Below are 16,296 nucleotides of genomic sequence, written 5' to 3' on the forward strand. Positions count from 1 at the left end.
CAGCATAGATTTGAGTGGTGGTGACATTCTTATGCATCAGCATCTTCGATACTGTGTAAATATCTGTGCCTAAAGAGATTTGAATGACGGCGTATGAATGACGGAAGCAGTGGAAGGTTATGTGCTTTTTGATTCCGGCTTCGGCAATCCATTGTTTCAGGGGATGATGAGTCATGGATCGGGTTAAGCCTTTGAAGACTTTTCCGGTGCCCCATTCGCCACACAACTCCAGTGCTTCCTGACTGATGGGAAGGGTGGCCTCGGTTTCTGTCTTTTCGGTGCAGATACGGATGTAGTAGCCCTGATCCGGCCCGACTTCAAAATCACGCCAGTCCAGCTTTAGAATATCACTGATACGTAGGCCTGTCATGCAGGCAAACAGGGAGGCTTGTTTTAAGACTGGAATCTTGCATGGCGTAGCCGCCAGTTTTTTGACTTCATCAAGTGTCAGATACTCTTTCTTGACCTCTTTCCATTCAATCTTTTCCAGAAAGTCGTTCAAGTTCTCACGCAGCATCTTCTCTTTATAGGCTATTTTCAACAAGGCTCGGAAAGTTGAATAATAGCCGGCTGCCGAATTTCGTGAGATGTAAGCATTGGGATGATTGATCTGTTTGCATTTGAGCAGGTAATCCCTGAACTTCTCACACAGTTCCACGGTGACATCACCAAAGGTGCATTTGCCACCGACAAATTTCTCGAAGTGGTTGTAAACGCAATCCCATTTCTCGTACTTTTCTCGTGCTTTAGTCCGGAAATAGGCGAGGAAATCTACCTTTTGTTTGTTCTTATCCAGGAACCCGAATTCTTCATTGATAAGCGACTGGACACGGATACAGCGGATTGCCTCTGCCTTGTTCAGCATATCCTGATTGAACATTCTTTGCTGCTCGTTCTTGGGCTTGGCATAAATGTAGATGCCGAGGAATTCCCGGCGGCTCATCTTCATCGTGTAAGGATTGCGGATGGCCGGGTAATAATCCAGATAAAGAGATATGCGGTCGTTACGCAATGGTTTTTGTCTCAGTGTTACGTTGGTGCATGTAAGTGTCATAGCTATATTGTTTTTTGATTAATACTTGTTTTTGTTGCAAATAAAATAGGTGTTCTAATGGTGGTATTTATCACCGGAAAATAACTTTTGCCTCATTCTATCTTTGGAGGCTCAAAGAACTTGTCCAACTCTGCTCGCAGGATCTTGGTATATTTACCGACCTTGACACGGGGAATATTATGGTATTTCACATAATGGTAGAGTTGGTCCCGTGTCAGATTGAATCGCTCCATCGCTTCGGCAATGGTGTAGTATTTGGGCTCTTCGGGAGCTATGAGACCTTTAGCAATATCCACATGCTTCTTGGAGTAGTACACCATGATGCCGACCTTCTTCTTGGGAATGGCATTCTTTGATACAAAAGAATAGATGGCCGTCAGCGTCATGCCGAACTTCTCTTGCATGTCTTGCGTGCTGTACCATTCCTTGATTTCAGGATCGGGAGCTTTCTTTGCAAAGTAGTCATCAATATGCTTTTTGCTCCAATAGGTTTTCCCACGGTGAAAGGTTCGTGGAATATTATGTTCCTTAGCGATGTGAAATATCCAGGAATCCTTTACGCCATACTTTTCCTTAACTTCAGCTGTGGTGTAGAAATCATTAATGGAAGTTTTGTTTCTGACCGGAATTTTAAATTCTATCGGCTTATTGAATAAGTTATCAATATCTTCCTTTTTCAATAGAAATTTATATCCAAGTCTGGTGGCTTTAAGTTCACCCCTTTTCAGATAGCCATAAAGAGTAGGTCGGGTTACTCCAATGTATGTGGCAGCTTCTGTGATAGTAAGAATAGGCTTGTCTCTGATTTTTGCAATCGGTTTCTCCTTGATGACTTTTTCGACAATTTGGTTGTTAGCCTTAATAGAAGCCTCACGTTTCTTCTGTTTATACAGAAGGTTTGCACATCTGTGCGAACAACAGGTTGTAGTTGTTTTATGCGCAATGAATTCTTGCTTGCACCACGCACAGATTCGTCTGATTTCAATGTTGCTACTCATGTTATTTCTCCTTATTTCTCCAATATTTTTGTATAACTCCGTAAAATCCCGTAAAATGGCGTAAAAGTTCTCCACGACCTTGCCAACGAAAATCCTCAGATTTCGTGGTGAGGTACACAGGAGGTACAAAAAATGGCGTAAAAAGGCTTAGCAACGATTATCAACGATACTTGAGCAACAAAAAAGGCGCCCGTAAAGAGCGCCATACTAATCGATTGTAATCGATTTAACTATTTGATAATCAGGTATTTATTTCCCGATGCAAAAATGCTTAAAAATATTCCCCAGCACATCGTCTGTTGTAACTTCTCCTATGATATCATTCAGGTGGAAGATACATTCACGGAGATCTTGAGATATGAAGTCTCCGGAAAGGTTTGCCGACAGACCGTCTTGTACGCGGCGTATTGCTTTAAGGGCGTGGGCGAGAGCTTCGTAGTGGCGGATATTCGTTACGATAATGTCGCCCTGTCGGATGTCTGGCAGGTGGACGAGGTCGACAAGCAGCGATTGCAGGCGGTCGATGTGGAGCCTCTGTCTGGCAGAAATCGCAATTATGTGCCAGTTGCTGCCGGAAGCTGTATCGATGAAGTCAGGCAGACGGTCGGGCAAACACCCTGCTGCATCGCATTTGTTCATGGCGAGAACAACCTGCTTGTGTGCAAGATGCGGGCGCACTTTTTCGTAAAAAGTGCGGAAGTCGTTGAGAGAACGTGTAAGATCGTACATCAGAATGACGATCTGTGCCTGATCCAGCGCTTTGAAGCTCCGTTCGATGCCCATGGCTTCAATCGTGTCGCTCGTTTGACGGATGCCCGCAGTGTCGATGAAACGGAAAGTGATGCCGCGGATGTTCATCGTGTCTTCTATCACATCACGGGTGGTGCCGTGAATGTCACTTACGATGGCACGGTCTTCGCCCACCAGCGCATTGAGGAGGGTTGACTTGCCGGCATTGGTTTCTCCGATAATGGCAACAGGAACGCCATTCTTGATGGCGTTGCCCGTGCTGAACGAATCGGCCAGCCTGCTTATGAGATGTTCTATCCGGGCGGCAAGCGACTGCAGTTCCGAGCGGTCGGCAAATTCCAGTTCCTCGTGGTCGCTGAAGTCCAGTTCAAGCTCCATGAGCGAAGTCAGGTGGAGCAGCTGGTTGCGGAGATTCGCCAGCTCACGGCTGAATCCCCCACGCATTTGGTTCATGGCAAGACGGTGGGTAGCTTCAGAGGTTGAGGCGATAAGGTCGGCTACGGCCTCTGCCTGGCTCAGGTCCATCTTGCCGTTCAGAAAAGCACGTTGGGTATATTCGCCCGGACCGGCAGCGCGGCAGCCATGGTCGATGAGCAGTTGCATCACTTTTTGGAGAATATAAGAAGAACCATGACAGGATATTTCAGTAGAATCTTCTCCCGTGTATGAATGAGGGGCGCGGAAAAGGCTTACCAGCACTTCGTCGATAATTTCTCCCCGGCTGTCTTTGATGTGGCCGAAAGTCAGTGTATAAGGCTTGCGTTCTGCCAGCGGTACAGACGAACCGGCAGGAGTGAAAATGCGGTCGGTTATAAGGATGGCTTCCGGTCCTGACACACGGATCGTTCCTATGGCACCTCCCTGTGCAGTTGCTATGGCGCAGATGGTATCTTGTATATTCATTCTTCAGTTGCAGATAATTGGCTTTATGGGACGGGGAAAGTCATAGCCGGACCTTCCGTCCCTTATTTGATAATTAATACAGTTCGCTGACCAGCAGGCGGACGGTTTCTTCGAGGTATTTCTTGTCCGTTTCGTCGAAGTCATCCAAGCGGTCTGAATCGATGTCGAGCACACCCTTTACTTCTCCGTTTGCGATGAGCGGCACCACAATCTCCGAGCGGGAGAGGGAGCTGCAGGCGATGTGGCCGGGAAACTGGTCTACGTCGGGCACTACGACAGTGCGGCCTTCCGCCCATGCCGTTCCGCATACGCCTCGCCCTTTGCGGATGCTGTAGCAGGCCACGCTTCCCTGGAAGGGTCCGAGTATAAGCGCATTGTTTTGCACCAGGTAAAAGCCGACCCAGAAAAATCCGAAAGCTTCCTTGAGAGCGGCAGAAGCGTTGGCAAGCACGCTTACCTCGTGCGGCTCGTCTTTGATAAGAGAGGCGAATTGCTCAAGAAAAACCTTATATCGTTCCGTTTTGTCTGTGATGTTATTCTGCTTGAAACTTGCTTCCATTTTGCAGTTGTCTTATGTTAGATTAAATTCGGTTGAGTACAAGCTGGATCAGATCGTCGATATGCGTCTTGTAGCCCGTATCAGCTTCTTTCTTTACGCGGTTGGCGATGACCATGCATACCGTGGTAGCTTTGTGCCCGAGCAGGCGCGCCAGTCCCGCCAGTGCAGAGCTTTCCATCTCGTAGTTGGTGATGTGCTTGCCCTGGTATTCGAAGCTTTCAATCTTTTCGTTCTGGTGCGGATCGGCAAGGGGGATGCGCAGCCGTCTTCCTTGGGGGCCGAAAAAGCCTCCGCAGGCCACGGTGATGCCCCGCACCAGGTCTTTTTCCGCGATGCGTTCCGTCAGTTCTTTGTCGGCATGCACGGCGTAAAGGGCAGGAGAGCAGAGGTTGCCGCTCCATCCCAGATGGTTGAGCAGGGCACGCTCAAGAGGCAGGTCGCATACGGCGTTGCGTCCTTCGTAAAAGTTGAGCAGCCCGTCCAATCCGATGGAAGTTTCCGAGCAGATGAAAGTGCCTGCGGGCGTATAGTGCTGCAGCCCTCCGCAGGTGCCGATGCGCACCAGCTCCAGTTGCCGGAACGTATCTTTCTCCTTGCGCGTCAGGAAGTCGATGTTTGCCAATGCATCCAGTTCGTTCATTACGATGTCGATGTTGTCACAGCCGATTCCGGTTGACATTGCCGTAATCCGTTTGCCCTGGTATGTGCCGGTGACCGTATGGAATTCGCGGCTCTGGATGTCACACTCTTTCGATTCAAAATGCGACGCAACCAGGTCCACACGTCCGGGATCGCCTACGAGAATCACCTTGGAAGCAAGCTGGTCGGGGCGTACATGCAAGTGGAATATGGATCCGTCTTCATTGATTATCAGTTCAGAAGGAGGAAAGTATGTTTTTGTGTTCATAAGTTGTAGTTTTTATTTCAGACCGCACAGCGTGCCCGCATGAGCTTCTGTGCTGTCTGCTGTGGTTATAATTATTTTCCTATCGGGTCGTTGTTTGCCGGATGCGAGTCGGGGCGGGCTATGCTGTTGCGCATTTCGGTGTCCGCCTGTATGTTCTTCATCCGGTAGTAGTCCATGATGCCGAGGTTTCCGCTGCGGAATGCGTCGGCCATTGCTTTGGGCACTTCGGCTTCCGCCTGTATGACGTTGGCCCGCGCTTCTTCTGCCTTGGCTTTCATTTCCTGTTCCAGAGCCACGGCCATGGCGCGGCGTTCTTCGGCTTTTGCCTGGGCTATGTTCTTGTCTGCGTTGGCCTGGTCTATCTGGAGGGATGCTCCGATGTTGCGGCCTATGTCGATGTCGGCGATGTCGATGGAGAGAATCTCGAAAGCTGTGCCGGCGTCAAGGCCTTTGCGGAGCACAAGCTTTGAGATGGAGTCCGGGTTTTCGAGCACCGACTTGTGGTTTTCGGATGAGCCGATTGACGAAACGATGCCTTCGCCTACACGCGCCAGAACGGTGTCTTCGCCGGCTCCTCCCACAAGCTGGCGGATGTTGGCGCGAACCGTCACGCGGGCTTTGGCTATCAGCTGGATTCCGTCTTTTGCCACGGCTGTCACCGGAGGGGTGTCAATCACTTTCGGGTTGACCGACATTTGGACGGCTTCGAATACGTCGCGTCCCGCAAGGTCGATTCCTGTAGCCATCTGGAAGGAAAGCTCGATATTGGCTTTCGATGCGGAAACCAGGGCGTGGACGACTTTCTCCACGTGTCCGCCTGCCATGTAGTGGGCTTCAAGTTCGTCGCGGGTGATGTTGCTCAGCCCTGCCTTGTGCGCTTCGATCATGGCCGGCACGATGGTGTGCGGCGGCACGTTGCGGATGCGCATCAGGAAAAGCTGTATGAGCGAGATGCTTACGCCCGACACTTTGGCGGAGAGCCAGAGGAAGAAGGGAACATAATGGAAAAAGATTGCCAGCAGGATAATGGCTCCTACGGCCATGACGGCAAGTGGCAGAATACCGGAACTGAACATAAGATTGGTTGTTTTAAAGGTTATTGAATAAGGTCTTGAAAAAGCGTGCTTTTACGCCTGGAGGCGTTTCACATAAACGGTGCCGTTGTCAATGCGTACAATTTCGATTTGGGATTTCTCGTCAATGAACCCGTCGGCCGACTGCACTTCGATAATCTTTCCGTTGAAGTCGGCGTTTCCGATGAGCGTGAGCCTTGTCACGGAAATCCCCGTGTCGCCCGGTTTCAGGTCGAGTCCCTTCAGCGGTTCGGGCTTGAAGTTGAGCGTCTTCTTCAATGCCAGCCTGTCGACCGTCTTGGAGCGCATGAACCAGGCGGTTACCATGGCGACACCTGCGGCGGAAGCTCCGACCGTGATCCATCCTGCCATGAAGCCCACATTGGCAAAGGCATAATAGATTGCAAAGAGAATGCAGCATGCTGCACTCAGTCCGGCTACGCTGATGCCTGGAATGAGAAACACTTCGATGGCAAACAGGATGAGTCCGCCTGCAATCAGTGCGATGATGATTAATGTAGACATGGCAGATAGGTTTTTAAAGATGTTTTATTGCTTTGATTTCCGTGTTCCGGACTTCAACGGTCAGGCTGCTGATTTCTTTCTGCAGCTCGTTCACTCTCTTTTCTTTGTCGAGGATGCCCGGAGCCATCCGCTGCCTGTCGGCGGGATTGACGGCCTGGGTATAACTGTAGCGTGCATCTTCGAGCGATTTTTTCAGAGCGGCCAGATCTTTCTGCTTCTGTTGCAGTTGGGTGAAGAGCTTCAGCGCCTGTGCAGACCGGAAGTCGCCCAGCTTGCGGTAGACGGAATTGTCGTTGACAACAAACTCAAAGTCGCCTTCATGCTGCTTCTGTTCGTTGCCGTAGGTGGCCTGCGCCAGACGCTGCTTTCCGTTGCGGAGCTGTTCGGCGTTTCCCCACGTGCTTCTGATGCTGCTCATCCGGGCAAGGTCTCTCAGCTTGTCGGGGTCGGTGGCTTCGTAGTCGTAGACAATCTTCGACGTGTTCGGGACGAACACATAAACGCACGCTTTTCCTTCCGGCTGATAGCGGTCGGAAGCGAACCATCCCAGCTGGTTGAAGTCGTCGATGACGTAGAGATAGTCGTTGAACGGCGAGTTGAACGGGAAGCCCACGTTGTCAGGCTTCAGATACGTTCCGTCTTCCGTATCGTATCTGGTTATGAATATGTCGTATCCCCCCATGCTTTCTTTTCCCTCCGAGGCGAAGTAGAGCGTGATTCCGTCCGAATTCAAGAACGGATAGTTCTGGCTGCATTCCGCTTCGTTCACGCCGTCCAGCGGCTGGGGCGAGCTCCAGGATTCTCCCAGTTTGGTGCGCGTGTAGAGATGGGTCTTTCCCGCTGCGTCGGTTTGCGGCAGAATCATCTTGTCGCCCCATTCGTCGGCGTAATATGTTCCCTGCATATCATCCAGCGCGCCGACCGTTCCGGCCGCTTCGCTGAGCTTGTAGGCTTTGAGCAGTTCGTTCTTGTCTACGACAAAACTGTCTATTACGGTCACGTTTTCCACCCCGCGTATCATTCTGGCTCCCATGCGGTATTTTTCCATCAGCTTATCGGTGAAGGAAGTGTCGCGCTTCTTGCGTTCCAGCCAGTAGATGTGTTCTTCCAGGTTCTCGATGGCTTCGTCAAACCGGTAGAGATCGTAGCAGGCCTTGCTCAGATAGAGGTATCCGTCGATGTATTTGCGTTCGGCGCTTTTCTCCAGATAGGGGACGGATTTTTGCAGTTCGCCGGTTTCGTAGCAGCAGGCGCCATACCAGAAGTTGTAGCTTGCGTTCGACGGCGCTTGTCTGACCAGCCGCTCGAACACCGGTTTCGCTTTTCCGAATTCCCCCTCGGCAAACCATTTCTTGGCTTGTGCGAGTGTCTGTGCAAAGACTCCTCCTCCGCAGCAGAGGGCCAGAATCAGCATGTTATATCTTTTTATCATCATATTCTGTCGTTTTTCAGTTTTTATGATTCAAATATACAATCTTTCTTTGGAATGACGGCTTTTTCTGTATTCTATTTTCCGAAATTTTTCATGAAATGATTCTTTTGATGTATTTTTGCGCCGGTTTTGCCGGAGTGTGGATTTGGACGGTCTGGTTCAGAATGATGCCACCGGAAAAATGACGGCTTGTCTTGATGAAGATAACGGCTCATTCGGATTGAGATGACGGCTTATTTTAGTTAAGATAACGGGTCATTTTTTGGAGGGGGACGGAACGCCACGCGACGGACTTTTTTTTGATTGGAGCAAATGAAGAAGAATACGGAAGAGATGAGGCTTTTGAAGCGCGTCCGCACACGCCTGATGAAGGGCATCTGCCAGTACGGACTGATTGAGGATGGCGACAGGATACTGATCGGATTGTCGGGAGGCAAGGACTCGCTGGCTTTGCTGGAGCTGCTGGCAGAGCGTTCGCGCATCTACAAGCCGAAGTTTTCGGTGGTGGCGGCGCATGTGGTCATGAAGAACATTGCCTACGAGTCGGACCTCGGTTACCTGAAGGCGTTTGCAGAGGAGAGGGGAGTGCCTTTCGTCTGCGAGGAAACGTCGTTCGATCCGTCGACCGACAGCCGGAAATCGCCCTGTTTTCTCTGCTCGTGGAACCGCCGCAAGGCTTTGTTCACGCTCGCCAAGGAACACGGGTGCAACAAGATTGCGCTGGGACATCACATGGATGACATACTGGAAACGCTGCTCATGAACATGACTTTCCAGGGGGCTTTCAGCACGATGCCTCCGCGTCTTGAAATGCGCAAGTTCGATATGACGGTGATCCGTCCGCTGTGTCTGGTGCACGAGTCAGACCTGAAGGAGCTGTCGGCGCTGAGAGGCTACAGGAAGCAGATGAAGAACTGTCCGTATGAAAGGGATTCCCACCGTTCGGATATGAAGGAGGTGCTTCGCAGGCTGGAGGAGATGAACCCCGAAGCGCGCTACAGCCTTTGGGGGAGCATGGGAAATGTCCAGGAAGATCTGTTGCCTTGATTCGGAATGTATAATTATTAACTATTTGCTATAACTTATGTGGACGCATGGTATTTATGCTGTAATTTTATTGGTGTTCTCGAATGTCTTCATGACATTCGCCTGGTACGGGCATCTGAAGATGCGCGAAGAATTCAGTTGGTTTGCGGCCCTGCCGCTTATCGGAGTCATCGCTTTCAGTTGGGCGATTGCGTTTTTTGAATATTGTCTGCAGGTTCCTGCCAACCGCTTGGGATTCAAAGACAGCGGAGGACCGTTCGACATCATGCAGCTGAAGGTGATTCAGGAAGTGATAACGCTTGCCGTGTTTACGGTGTTCTCGATGATTGCCTTCAAGGTGGAGCTGAAATGGAATCACCTGGCCGCGTTTGTCTGTCTGGTGCTTGCCGTATATTTTGTGTTCAAGAAATAAGCTGTTCAGTCGCTCATTTCGCGCAGCCGCCGGATTTGCCGCTGCACGTCGTACGGGTTGGTGTGCATTTCCTTTCCGCGTTTTTTCTTCTGATGGCTGATGGAATCTTCCGTCTGTTTGCGCCGGATGTATTCATACAGATTGCCTTCACTGCTTTGCGGTGAGGGCTTTTTTTCTTTTTGCTTCTTGTTTCCGTCGGGGCGGGCGGGCATTTTCAGCGTGTCGGCTGGCACAGCCTGTGCAATGCTGTCCGTATCTTTCGTGGAATAGACGGGCAACAAGCGGTAAAAGTTGGGCATTTTCAGGCTGTCTTCTTTTGTAGGCTTGTAGTCCTTGTATGTTTTCCAGGCGTTTGCATGCTTCTTGTTGTGTGCCAGTATGCGTCCGCGAGGACTCAGGGTGCTGTAGAGGAAGCCGATGAAATCCAGCCCTCCAATGACGGCTGATGCTCCGAGCGGACCTCCGGCTCCGCCTGTGGCACGCCGGTACATCGCTCCTGTTGAGGGAGCGATGCTTAGTCCGTATTCGTCGTAGTACGGTGCGTAGGGGTTGAGTGTCCATGAAATCTCCAGCTTTTTGGGACGTCCCGCCACGAGTTTGTCATAGATGGGGTCTTCGCCGAACTTTGTCCAGATGGTGTAAGGCTCGAAGCGGAACCAGCCGGTCGGTTTCCACAAGATGGAACTGTCCGTCAGGCTTCTCGGGATGCTCGTGAACTCTTTAAACTTCATCCAGCTTTTTTCCACCGGCGCTTCTTTGGGCGTTTCCTTCCGCTCGGGAGAATTTCCGTTGAAGTCAAACTGGATCATCTTCACCGCATCCATGTTCAGACGTATCTCCTTGTCCTCTTTCTGTTCCTGTGCGGAAAGGGGAAGCAGTTCTGCCAGACAAAACAAGATGGAAATCTGTGTCCGGAAGCGGTGTCTATAGGAGATGGAATGTTTCATCGGCGTTTTTTGTCTACTCTTCCGCCTTGCATCCAGCACTTCTTGTAGTAGGGTTCGCTCAGGCTGCTCACGATGACTCCCTGGCTGGAACTGGCATGTATGAATCGTCCTTCCTTCAGGTATATGCCCACATGGTTGGCCTTTCTTTTTCTCTGCCCGTCATGAAAGAACACGAGGTCGCCTTCCTGCAGTCTGTTTCTGGACACCCGCCGGCAGTCTTTTGTGCGCTGGTCTTCCGAGCTTCGGTTAAGCTTCTTGTGATATACTTTCTTGTAGATGGCATAAGTAAGACCCGAGCAGTCCACTCCCCGGATCGAGTTTCCGCCGTATCGGTAGGGCGTGCCTATCCATTTGGCCGATTCGATGTAGAGCGGATGATAATCGTCCATTTCGATGTCCATGTCGAGGCAGATAGCCGCATGTGCAAGCTGGTAATAGTTCAATCGTGGTGCCGTTGTCTTGCAGGAAGACAAAGCCAGCACCACGATTGCAAACAACAGATATTTTGTCAGTGTAGAAAGTCTGTACATACTTCGGAGCATTTTCATTCAGACAAAAGTAGCGAAATTCTGCCTGTGTCACGCTTTCGTTTAGACTATTTTAAAGGAAAATCAGTTTTCTTTCTCCGCTTCGCCGTCTTCTTTCCATTCGAAGTAGCTTTCGAGTTCCTTTTCCGCCTCTCCGCTGTTGTTGGTCAGGTCGCGGATAATGGTGCCGTGTTCAAGCAAAGCGATGCGCGAACTGATTTCAACCGTATGCAGCAAGTTGTGGCTTGAAACCAGTATGGTTGCTCCGGTTGTCTGGTTATACTCTTTGAGCAGGTACTTGAGTGCGGATTGCGAAGTCGGGTCGAGAAAGTTGAACGGTTCGTCGAGGATGAGCAGGGACGGATTGTGAATCAGTGCCCCGATAATGCCCACCTTCTGCTTGTTGCCCGCCGACAAGTTTCGGATGTAAGTCTTCTGTCCTTTTATCTCTCCGTTCATGAAGCGCTCGAACCGGTCGGTGCGTTCCTGAACCGTTGCCTTGTCAAGTCTGTATGCTTTTCCTATGAACTGGAAATATTCGTCAGGCGTGAGATAGTCTATCAGAAAGCTTTCGTCCATATAGGCTCCGGTCGTTTCTTTCCACCGCTCGTTTCGGCTTACATCCTCTCCGTCGATCAGAATGCGTCCGTCATCGGCTTTCAGCAGGTCCAGCATCAGCCGGAAAAGCGTGGTCTTTCCGGCTCCGTTGTTGCCTACAAGTCCCAGCATTTCCCCTTCGGGAATCCGGTATTCGGCGATGTCGACGGCAGTTTTTTCGCCGTAGCTTTTTTTCAGTTGTTCTATCTGTATTTTCATGCTTTTTACGTTTATCAGAAGTTATCGTGTATTTCTCAGGCTTTCCATTGTATGGTATCGCCTTTTCATGATCTGCCGGTAGATGGCCTTGAGCCATACAGGCTGCATGATCATTCCGCCAAGGCCGGCAGCAAGACAGATCCGGTTTCCGGCTGCATCGCCCACAACGATTGGCAGTACCTTGGACAGCAGAATAGGAAGGAACAGCGCGACGGCAACGGTCACCGACTGATAGGCTGTGTTCCATTGTCCTTTTCCCCACAGGGAGGCGGTCAGAGGGGCTGTCTTGTCGTTGAATATGGCCAGGCACATCAGCATCGGCAGTGTAATTCCCGCCGTGAAGAAGAGCTGCCCCATGACATAAGCGAACGGCAGGCTGCTCCATATGCAGGAAGGAAGCAGGCAAACCAGCGGAACTGCCAGCAGCAGGCAGTGCATGTAGTATTTTCCCTTCAGCAGGTTATAGAGCGAGCCTTTCCTTGCCATGATTCCGTCAAGATAGTTTCCCTCATAAGCCATGATGCGGGAAAGAATGGCCACGCCATACGAGCAGAAGCAATACACACAGTAGAAATAGACCATGAACGGGGACTGGGCCTGTTCGTCATCGGATGTCATCCCGAACAGCATGGCGGCGAAAAGCACAATGCACGCTGTCAGCGTCTTGAAGTTGGCGCTTGTTGCCTTGTTGCGGGTGATGAGCTTCATCTCCAGCCGCATGAATTCGCCCGTTTCGCCGAACTTGTCCAGCCAGCCGAACTGTCTGACGTGCTTTACGCGCGTATCTTCTTTGCGGGCCAGTTCGTTGTAGATTGCCTTATGCTGGACGGAACTGTTCAGATACCATAGCAGGACGATGGCAGCCAGCACGGACAGGAACGCCAGCGGATTCCATCGGATCATCGCGTCGCCAAGCCACATGCTCGCGCTGCTGACGCCTCCTCCGGTCGCCAGTTCGGCAACCAGCAGTCCTGCGTAGAGCAGGACAGGCAGCAGAATCCAGATGACGTGCGAACGTATCAGCGTGCGTGCCAGCACCGACCAGTAGGCGTTCATCACTGTCAGCAGCCAGATGCCCAGCGCATAGCCGGCCATTCCGGAGATGCCGAAGTATCGGGCGACGGTGAGGAAGCCGAAAGGAACGAACAGGAAGAGCCAGAACAGATTGAAGAGTTTCAGCCCTGTCTGCAATAGCAGCGTGTTCATGATTTTCTGCTTCGGAACAGGGAGGAGCAGATACGGCTTTATTTCCTGCGAGGGCAGGGGAAGCATGAACCGGACGAGGAAGTCGATGAACAGGAAAATGGTCAGTCCGCCGTTCATCATATCGTATGCTTCGAGATGCCGTACTTCTTTAAACGCAAAGGACAGCGATACCCCGATAAATGCGAGGTATGCTGCCCAGAATGCGACAAACACATAAACCAGCGCCTTGGCATACCGGTTTTTGTCGTAGATCGGACTTCTCCGTTCGGCCAGGCGTTGGTTGTGCCGGATTGTTTTCAGTAACATTTTCCTTTATTTGTTTACGGGAGAACTCATGCTTACTTCAATCTGGTTGTTCTGTCCGAAGAATGCTTTGGCGAAAGCCTTCAGGTCGTTTGCCGTGATGCTCTTCACCGTATCTTCGTAGCCGGTGTTCATGTCCAGATTTTCCCAGTAGTATTCTATGATTCTGTTCACCCAGTAACCGTTTTCCTTCTGGTTCTGCTGGTAGGTCTTCAGCATGTATTCCTTCACCTTGTTCAGGTCGTCTTCCTTCGGACCGTCGGCGATGAAGTCGTTGATGCCTTTTTTGATCAGTCCGACCATTGCTTCGCGTCTTGCAGGATCCGTGTCGAAATAAATCTGGAATCTTCCTTCTTCCTTCGGATATTTTTCGATGCCTCCGTTACAGCTTACTCCGTATGTTCCTCCGGCCTCTTCGCGTACAGTCTGCGTGTAGAGGATGTCCAGCAATTGGGCCATAATGCTCATCATGATGCTGTTCTTCTGCGTATATGCGCACTTGCCGCTGTTGAGGATGATGACGGTTGATTTCGGGGTTTCCAGGTTGCGCACGAAGTCGTTGTTGTAGATGCCCTGGCGGATATCCATCTTGTTGTCGCGGAAACTCTCCTGACGCTTGATGGTAGGCAGTCCGCCAAGATACTGCTCGATGAGCGGGGTTGCCGCGGCGAGGTCGATGTTGCCGACCAGAACGAAGGTGAAGTCGCCCGCTTCGGCAAAACGGTCTTTATAGAGCGACATGACTTTGTTATAGTCAATCTTGTCGAGCATATCAGCCTGCAAGTCGAGCGCACGCGGGTGGTTGTTGTAGAGAGCCACTCTCAATGTATCGCTGAATGCAGCCATCGGGTTGGCCTCCTGGTTGCTCAGAGAAGCTTTCATGCGCTGGATGAACGAAGTGTAGGCAGCCTGGTCCATGCGCGGCGCCGTGAAGCGCAGATAGGTAAGCTGGAGCATCGTTTCCAGATCTTTCGGCGAGCAGCTTCCGGAAAGGGTTTCGGTAAGCGTGTTTACCCAGGCATTGGCAGAAGCTACCTTGCCAGCCAGCACCTTGTCGAGGTCAACGCTGCTGAAGTTGCCGAGGCCGCCCACTGATACGATATCGTTCAGCAGGCTGTACTGAAGCACGTCGCTGTCGTTGAACAGGGAGTTTCCGCCCGGGCTGTATGCGCTCATGCGGATTTCGTCGGCCTTGAAGTCTGTCGGCTTCACAATGACGCGCACGCCGTTGCTCAAGGTCAGGACAGTCGATCCGAACTGTCCCGCTTCTGTCTTCATCACCTTGCCAGCCTGCGGTTTCTCTTTCATGAGCGGTTCGTCGGATACTTTGTCGGCATACGGTTCCAGCTTTTCGGCGCGCACTTTGTCGATAACGCCTTTCAGTTCGGCCTCAGTCGGATATTTCATGCCCTCTTTTTCGGGGCAGAAGGCGCAGAGCACGATGTTGTTTTCCTTGATAAGCTGCTTCATGAATTCGTTGACTGCCTCAACCGGAATGTTGGGGACAATCTGGTTCATGATGGCATACTCATTCTCGATGCCCGGAATCGGCTCGTTGTCGATGAAGTGTCTGACGTATTCCTGTACGTATGTGCCTGTCTTCTGTTTGTCACGCTCGTTGTAGGCTACTTCCAGCATTCTCAGATAGTCGGCCTTGGCGCGTGCGTATTCGCTTGCAGTGAACCCGAACTGGCGGACACGTTCGATTTCCTTCATGAGAGCCTCTGTTGAGGTCAGCACCCCGTCTTCTTTGGCTACGGCGAGTCCGATGAACGCGCCTTTCGTCTTGGCCACCAGGAATTCTCCGTCGTATGCCTGCGCTTGCAGGAAGGGCGGGTTTGCCTGCTGTGTCAGTTCGCTCAGGCGGGCGTTCAGCATGCTGGCGATCATATACTTCATGTAGTTCACAACCAGATAGCTCATGTTGCTCTTCTGGTCGTTCGGGAACGCATCGTGCTTGTGGAACAGATAGATGATGGGAACCACCTGCTCCTTGTCTTTTGCGATGGCCACAATCGGTTCGTCGTTGTCCGATACGGGGAAGTATTCGCGCGTGGCTGCATTGGCTGGCATTTCGATGGAGGAGAAGACGGACTTGATTTTCTGTTCGATCTTGTCCACATCGATATCGCCGACAACGATGATTCCCTGCTGGTCGGGGCGGTACCATTTCTCATAGTAGTCGCGGAGAGCCCGGTAGGGGAAGTTGTCTATCACTTCCATCGTTCCGATAGGCAGGCGGTAGGCATATTTGCTGCCTTTGTAGATCACGGGGAACACCTTTTCGTACATGCGCATCATGGCGCTTGAGCGGGTGCGCCATTCTTCATGGATCACGCCGCGCTCCTTGTCGATTTCTTTCGGGTCGAGGGTGAGGTCGTTGGCCCAGTCGTGCAGGATGAGCAGACAGGAGTCAACGAGGCTTTCGCGGACGGGCACGTTCGTGATGTTGTAGACCGTTTCGTCTACCGACGTGTAGGCGTTGAGGTTTACTCCGAACTTTACGCCGTTCTGTTCAAGATATTCACGGAGCAGATCTCCCGGGAAGTTCGTTGTCCCGTTGAAGCACATGTGTTCCAGAAAATGAGCCAGTCCCCTCTGGTTGTCATCTTCAAGAATAGAGCCCACTTTCTGGGCGATGTAAAAGTCAACCTGGTTTTCCGGCAGTTCGTTGTGACGGATATAGTAGGTCAGCCCGTTGTCGAGTTTGCCGATGCGCACGTTCGGGTCTGTCGGGATCGGAGGCATCTGCTGGGCAAATGCCGCTCCCGCACTTCCCATAAGGAAGACGGCGATGAGAGTTTTTCTAAAAAAGTTTTTCATATGACAAATGATGG

General features: G+C 51.3%; 15 protein-coding genes. 2 read left to right on the top strand and 13 right to left on the bottom strand.

Annotated elements, in window-relative coordinates; translation table 11 throughout:
• From QUW60_RS11430 to QUW60_RS11465, 8 genes are all read right to left on the bottom strand, one after another.
• Nucleotides 1-1,054, bottom strand: a 1,054-nt coding sequence (locus QUW60_RS11430) for a site-specific integrase (RefSeq protein ID WP_289560618.1), incomplete at its 3' end; no start/stop codon positions are given.
• Nucleotides 1,055-1,146: 92 nt separating this feature from the next.
• Nucleotides 1,147-2,052, bottom strand: coding sequence for a helix-turn-helix domain-containing protein (locus QUW60_RS11435; protein WP_289560620.1), 906 nt, complete (start codon nt 2,050-2,052; stop codon nt 1,147-1,149).
• Between the two features lie 249 nt (nt 2,053-2,301).
• A complete protein-coding gene (gene mnmE / locus QUW60_RS11440; RefSeq protein ID WP_289560622.1) occupies nt 2,302-3,705 on the bottom strand; it encodes a tRNA uridine-5-carboxymethylaminomethyl(34) synthesis GTPase MnmE in 1,404 nt (467 codons plus the stop codon).
• Between the two features lie 73 nt (nt 3,706-3,778).
• Nucleotides 3,779-4,264 carry a GAF domain-containing protein gene (locus QUW60_RS11445; protein WP_258338673.1) on the bottom strand — a complete coding sequence of 162 codons (486 nt, stop codon included), beginning with the start codon at nt 4,262-4,264 and terminating at the stop codon, nt 3,779-3,781.
• Nucleotides 4,265-4,286: 22 nt separating this feature from the next.
• Nucleotides 4,287-5,171, bottom strand: a complete 885-nt coding sequence (locus QUW60_RS11450; RefSeq protein ID WP_289560625.1) for a nucleoside phosphorylase — start codon at nt 5,169-5,171, stop codon at nt 4,287-4,289.
• A gap of 71 nt (nt 5,172-5,242) precedes the next feature.
• Nucleotides 5,243-6,247, bottom strand: coding sequence for a flotillin-like protein FloA (floA, locus tag QUW60_RS11455; RefSeq protein ID WP_258338675.1), 1,005 nt, complete (start codon nt 6,245-6,247; stop codon nt 5,243-5,245).
• Nucleotides 6,248-6,298: 51 nt separating this feature from the next.
• Nucleotides 6,299-6,769: an NfeD family protein gene (locus QUW60_RS11460; protein ID WP_289560626.1), complete on the bottom strand. Its 471-nt coding sequence runs from the start codon at nt 6,767-6,769 to the stop codon at nt 6,299-6,301.
• Nucleotides 6,770-6,782: 13 nt separating this feature from the next.
• Complete coding sequence (locus tag QUW60_RS11465) at nt 6,783-8,201, bottom strand: tetratricopeptide repeat protein (RefSeq protein ID WP_289560668.1); 1,419 nt, start codon at nt 8,199-8,201, stop codon at nt 6,783-6,785.
• A gap of 312 nt (nt 8,202-8,513) precedes the next feature.
• On the opposite strand from QUW60_RS11465, the gene QUW60_RS11470 reads away from it, so the two are divergent.
• Together QUW60_RS11470 and QUW60_RS11475 are read left to right on the top strand one after the other, a co-directional pair.
• Nucleotides 8,514-9,248, top strand: a complete 735-nt coding sequence (locus tag QUW60_RS11470; RefSeq protein ID WP_289560629.1) for a tRNA 2-thiocytidine biosynthesis TtcA family protein — start codon at nt 8,514-8,516, stop codon at nt 9,246-9,248.
• Between the two features lie 37 nt (nt 9,249-9,285).
• Nucleotides 9,286-9,660 carry a DMT family protein gene (locus QUW60_RS11475; RefSeq protein WP_289560630.1) on the top strand — a complete coding sequence of 125 codons (375 nt, stop codon included), beginning with the start codon at nt 9,286-9,288 and terminating at the stop codon, nt 9,658-9,660.
• Nucleotides 9,661-9,665: 5 nt separating this feature from the next.
• On the opposite strand, the gene QUW60_RS11480 is transcribed toward QUW60_RS11475, so the two are convergent.
• The 5 genes from QUW60_RS11480 to QUW60_RS11500 all read right to left on the bottom strand — a co-directional run bounded on the left by QUW60_RS11480 (nt 9,666) and on the right by QUW60_RS11500 (nt 16,282).
• Nucleotides 9,666-10,607: a DUF4858 domain-containing protein gene (locus QUW60_RS11480; protein ID WP_289560637.1), complete on the bottom strand. Its 942-nt coding sequence runs from the start codon at nt 10,605-10,607 to the stop codon at nt 9,666-9,668.
• Nucleotides 10,604-11,137 (bottom strand): C40 family peptidase, encoded by a 534-nt coding sequence (locus QUW60_RS11485; protein WP_258338680.1) that lies wholly within the window; start codon nt 11,135-11,137, stop codon nt 10,604-10,606. The genes QUW60_RS11480 and QUW60_RS11485 overlap by 4 nt, the downstream gene beginning before the upstream one ends.
• 81 nt (nt 11,138-11,218) lie before the next feature.
• Nucleotides 11,219-11,950, bottom strand: coding sequence for an ABC transporter ATP-binding protein (locus QUW60_RS11490; protein WP_258338681.1), 732 nt, complete (start codon nt 11,948-11,950; stop codon nt 11,219-11,221).
• A 21-nt stretch (nt 11,951-11,971) separates the two neighbouring features.
• Nucleotides 11,972-13,462 (bottom strand): DUF5687 family protein, encoded by a 1,491-nt coding sequence (locus tag QUW60_RS11495; protein WP_289560640.1) that lies wholly within the window; start codon nt 13,460-13,462, stop codon nt 11,972-11,974.
• A gap of 6 nt (nt 13,463-13,468) precedes the next feature.
• Nucleotides 13,469-16,282 (bottom strand): M16 family metallopeptidase, encoded by a 2,814-nt coding sequence (locus QUW60_RS11500; RefSeq protein ID WP_289560642.1) that lies wholly within the window; start codon nt 16,280-16,282, stop codon nt 13,469-13,471.
• Between the last annotated feature and the right edge of the window lie 14 nt (nt 16,283-16,296).

The organism is Bacteroides gallinaceum (assembly GCF_030373775.1).
GTDB lineage: Bacteria > Bacteroidota > Bacteroidia > Bacteroidales > Bacteroidaceae > Phocaeicola > Phocaeicola excrementipullorum.

Coding starts and splice junctions, on each gene's coding strand:
- floA (WP_258338675.1), bottom strand. CDS start 6,247: ATGTTCAGTTCCGGTATTCTGCCACTTGCCGTCATGGCCGTAGGAGCC.
- QUW60_RS11490 (WP_258338681.1), bottom strand. CDS start 11,950: ATGAAAATACAGATAGAACAACTGAAAAAAAGCTACGGCGAAAAAACT.
- QUW60_RS11495 (WP_289560640.1), bottom strand. CDS start 13,462: ATGTTACTGAAAACAATCCGGCACAACCAACGCCTGGCCGAACGGAGA.
- QUW60_RS11435 (WP_289560620.1), bottom strand. CDS start 2,052: ATGAGTAGCAACATTGAAATCAGACGAATCTGTGCGTGGTGCAAGCAA.
- QUW60_RS11470 (WP_289560629.1), top strand. CDS start 8,514: ATGAAGAAGAATACGGAAGAGATGAGGCTTTTGAAGCGCGTCCGCACA.
- QUW60_RS11475 (WP_289560630.1), top strand. CDS start 9,286: ATGTGGACGCATGGTATTTATGCTGTAATTTTATTGGTGTTCTCGAAT.
- QUW60_RS11485 (WP_258338680.1), bottom strand. CDS start 11,137: ATGTACAGACTTTCTACACTGACAAAATATCTGTTGTTTGCAATCGTG.
- QUW60_RS11465 (WP_289560668.1), bottom strand. CDS start 8,201: ATGATAAAAAGATATAACATGCTGATTCTGGCCCTCTGCTGCGGAGGA.
- QUW60_RS11450 (WP_289560625.1), bottom strand. CDS start 5,171: ATGAACACAAAAACATACTTTCCTCCTTCTGAACTGATAATCAATGAA.
- QUW60_RS11500 (WP_289560642.1), bottom strand. CDS start 16,282: ATGAAAAACTTTTTTAGAAAAACTCTCATCGCCGTCTTCCTTATGGGA.
- QUW60_RS11445 (WP_258338673.1), bottom strand. CDS start 4,264: ATGGAAGCAAGTTTCAAGCAGAATAACATCACAGACAAAACGGAACGA.
- QUW60_RS11460 (WP_289560626.1), bottom strand. CDS start 6,769: ATGTCTACATTAATCATCATCGCACTGATTGCAGGCGGACTCATCCTG.
- mnmE (WP_289560622.1), bottom strand. CDS start 3,705: ATGAATATACAAGATACCATCTGCGCCATAGCAACTGCACAGGGAGGT.
- QUW60_RS11480 (WP_289560637.1), bottom strand. CDS start 10,607: ATGAAACATTCCATCTCCTATAGACACCGCTTCCGGACACAGATTTCC.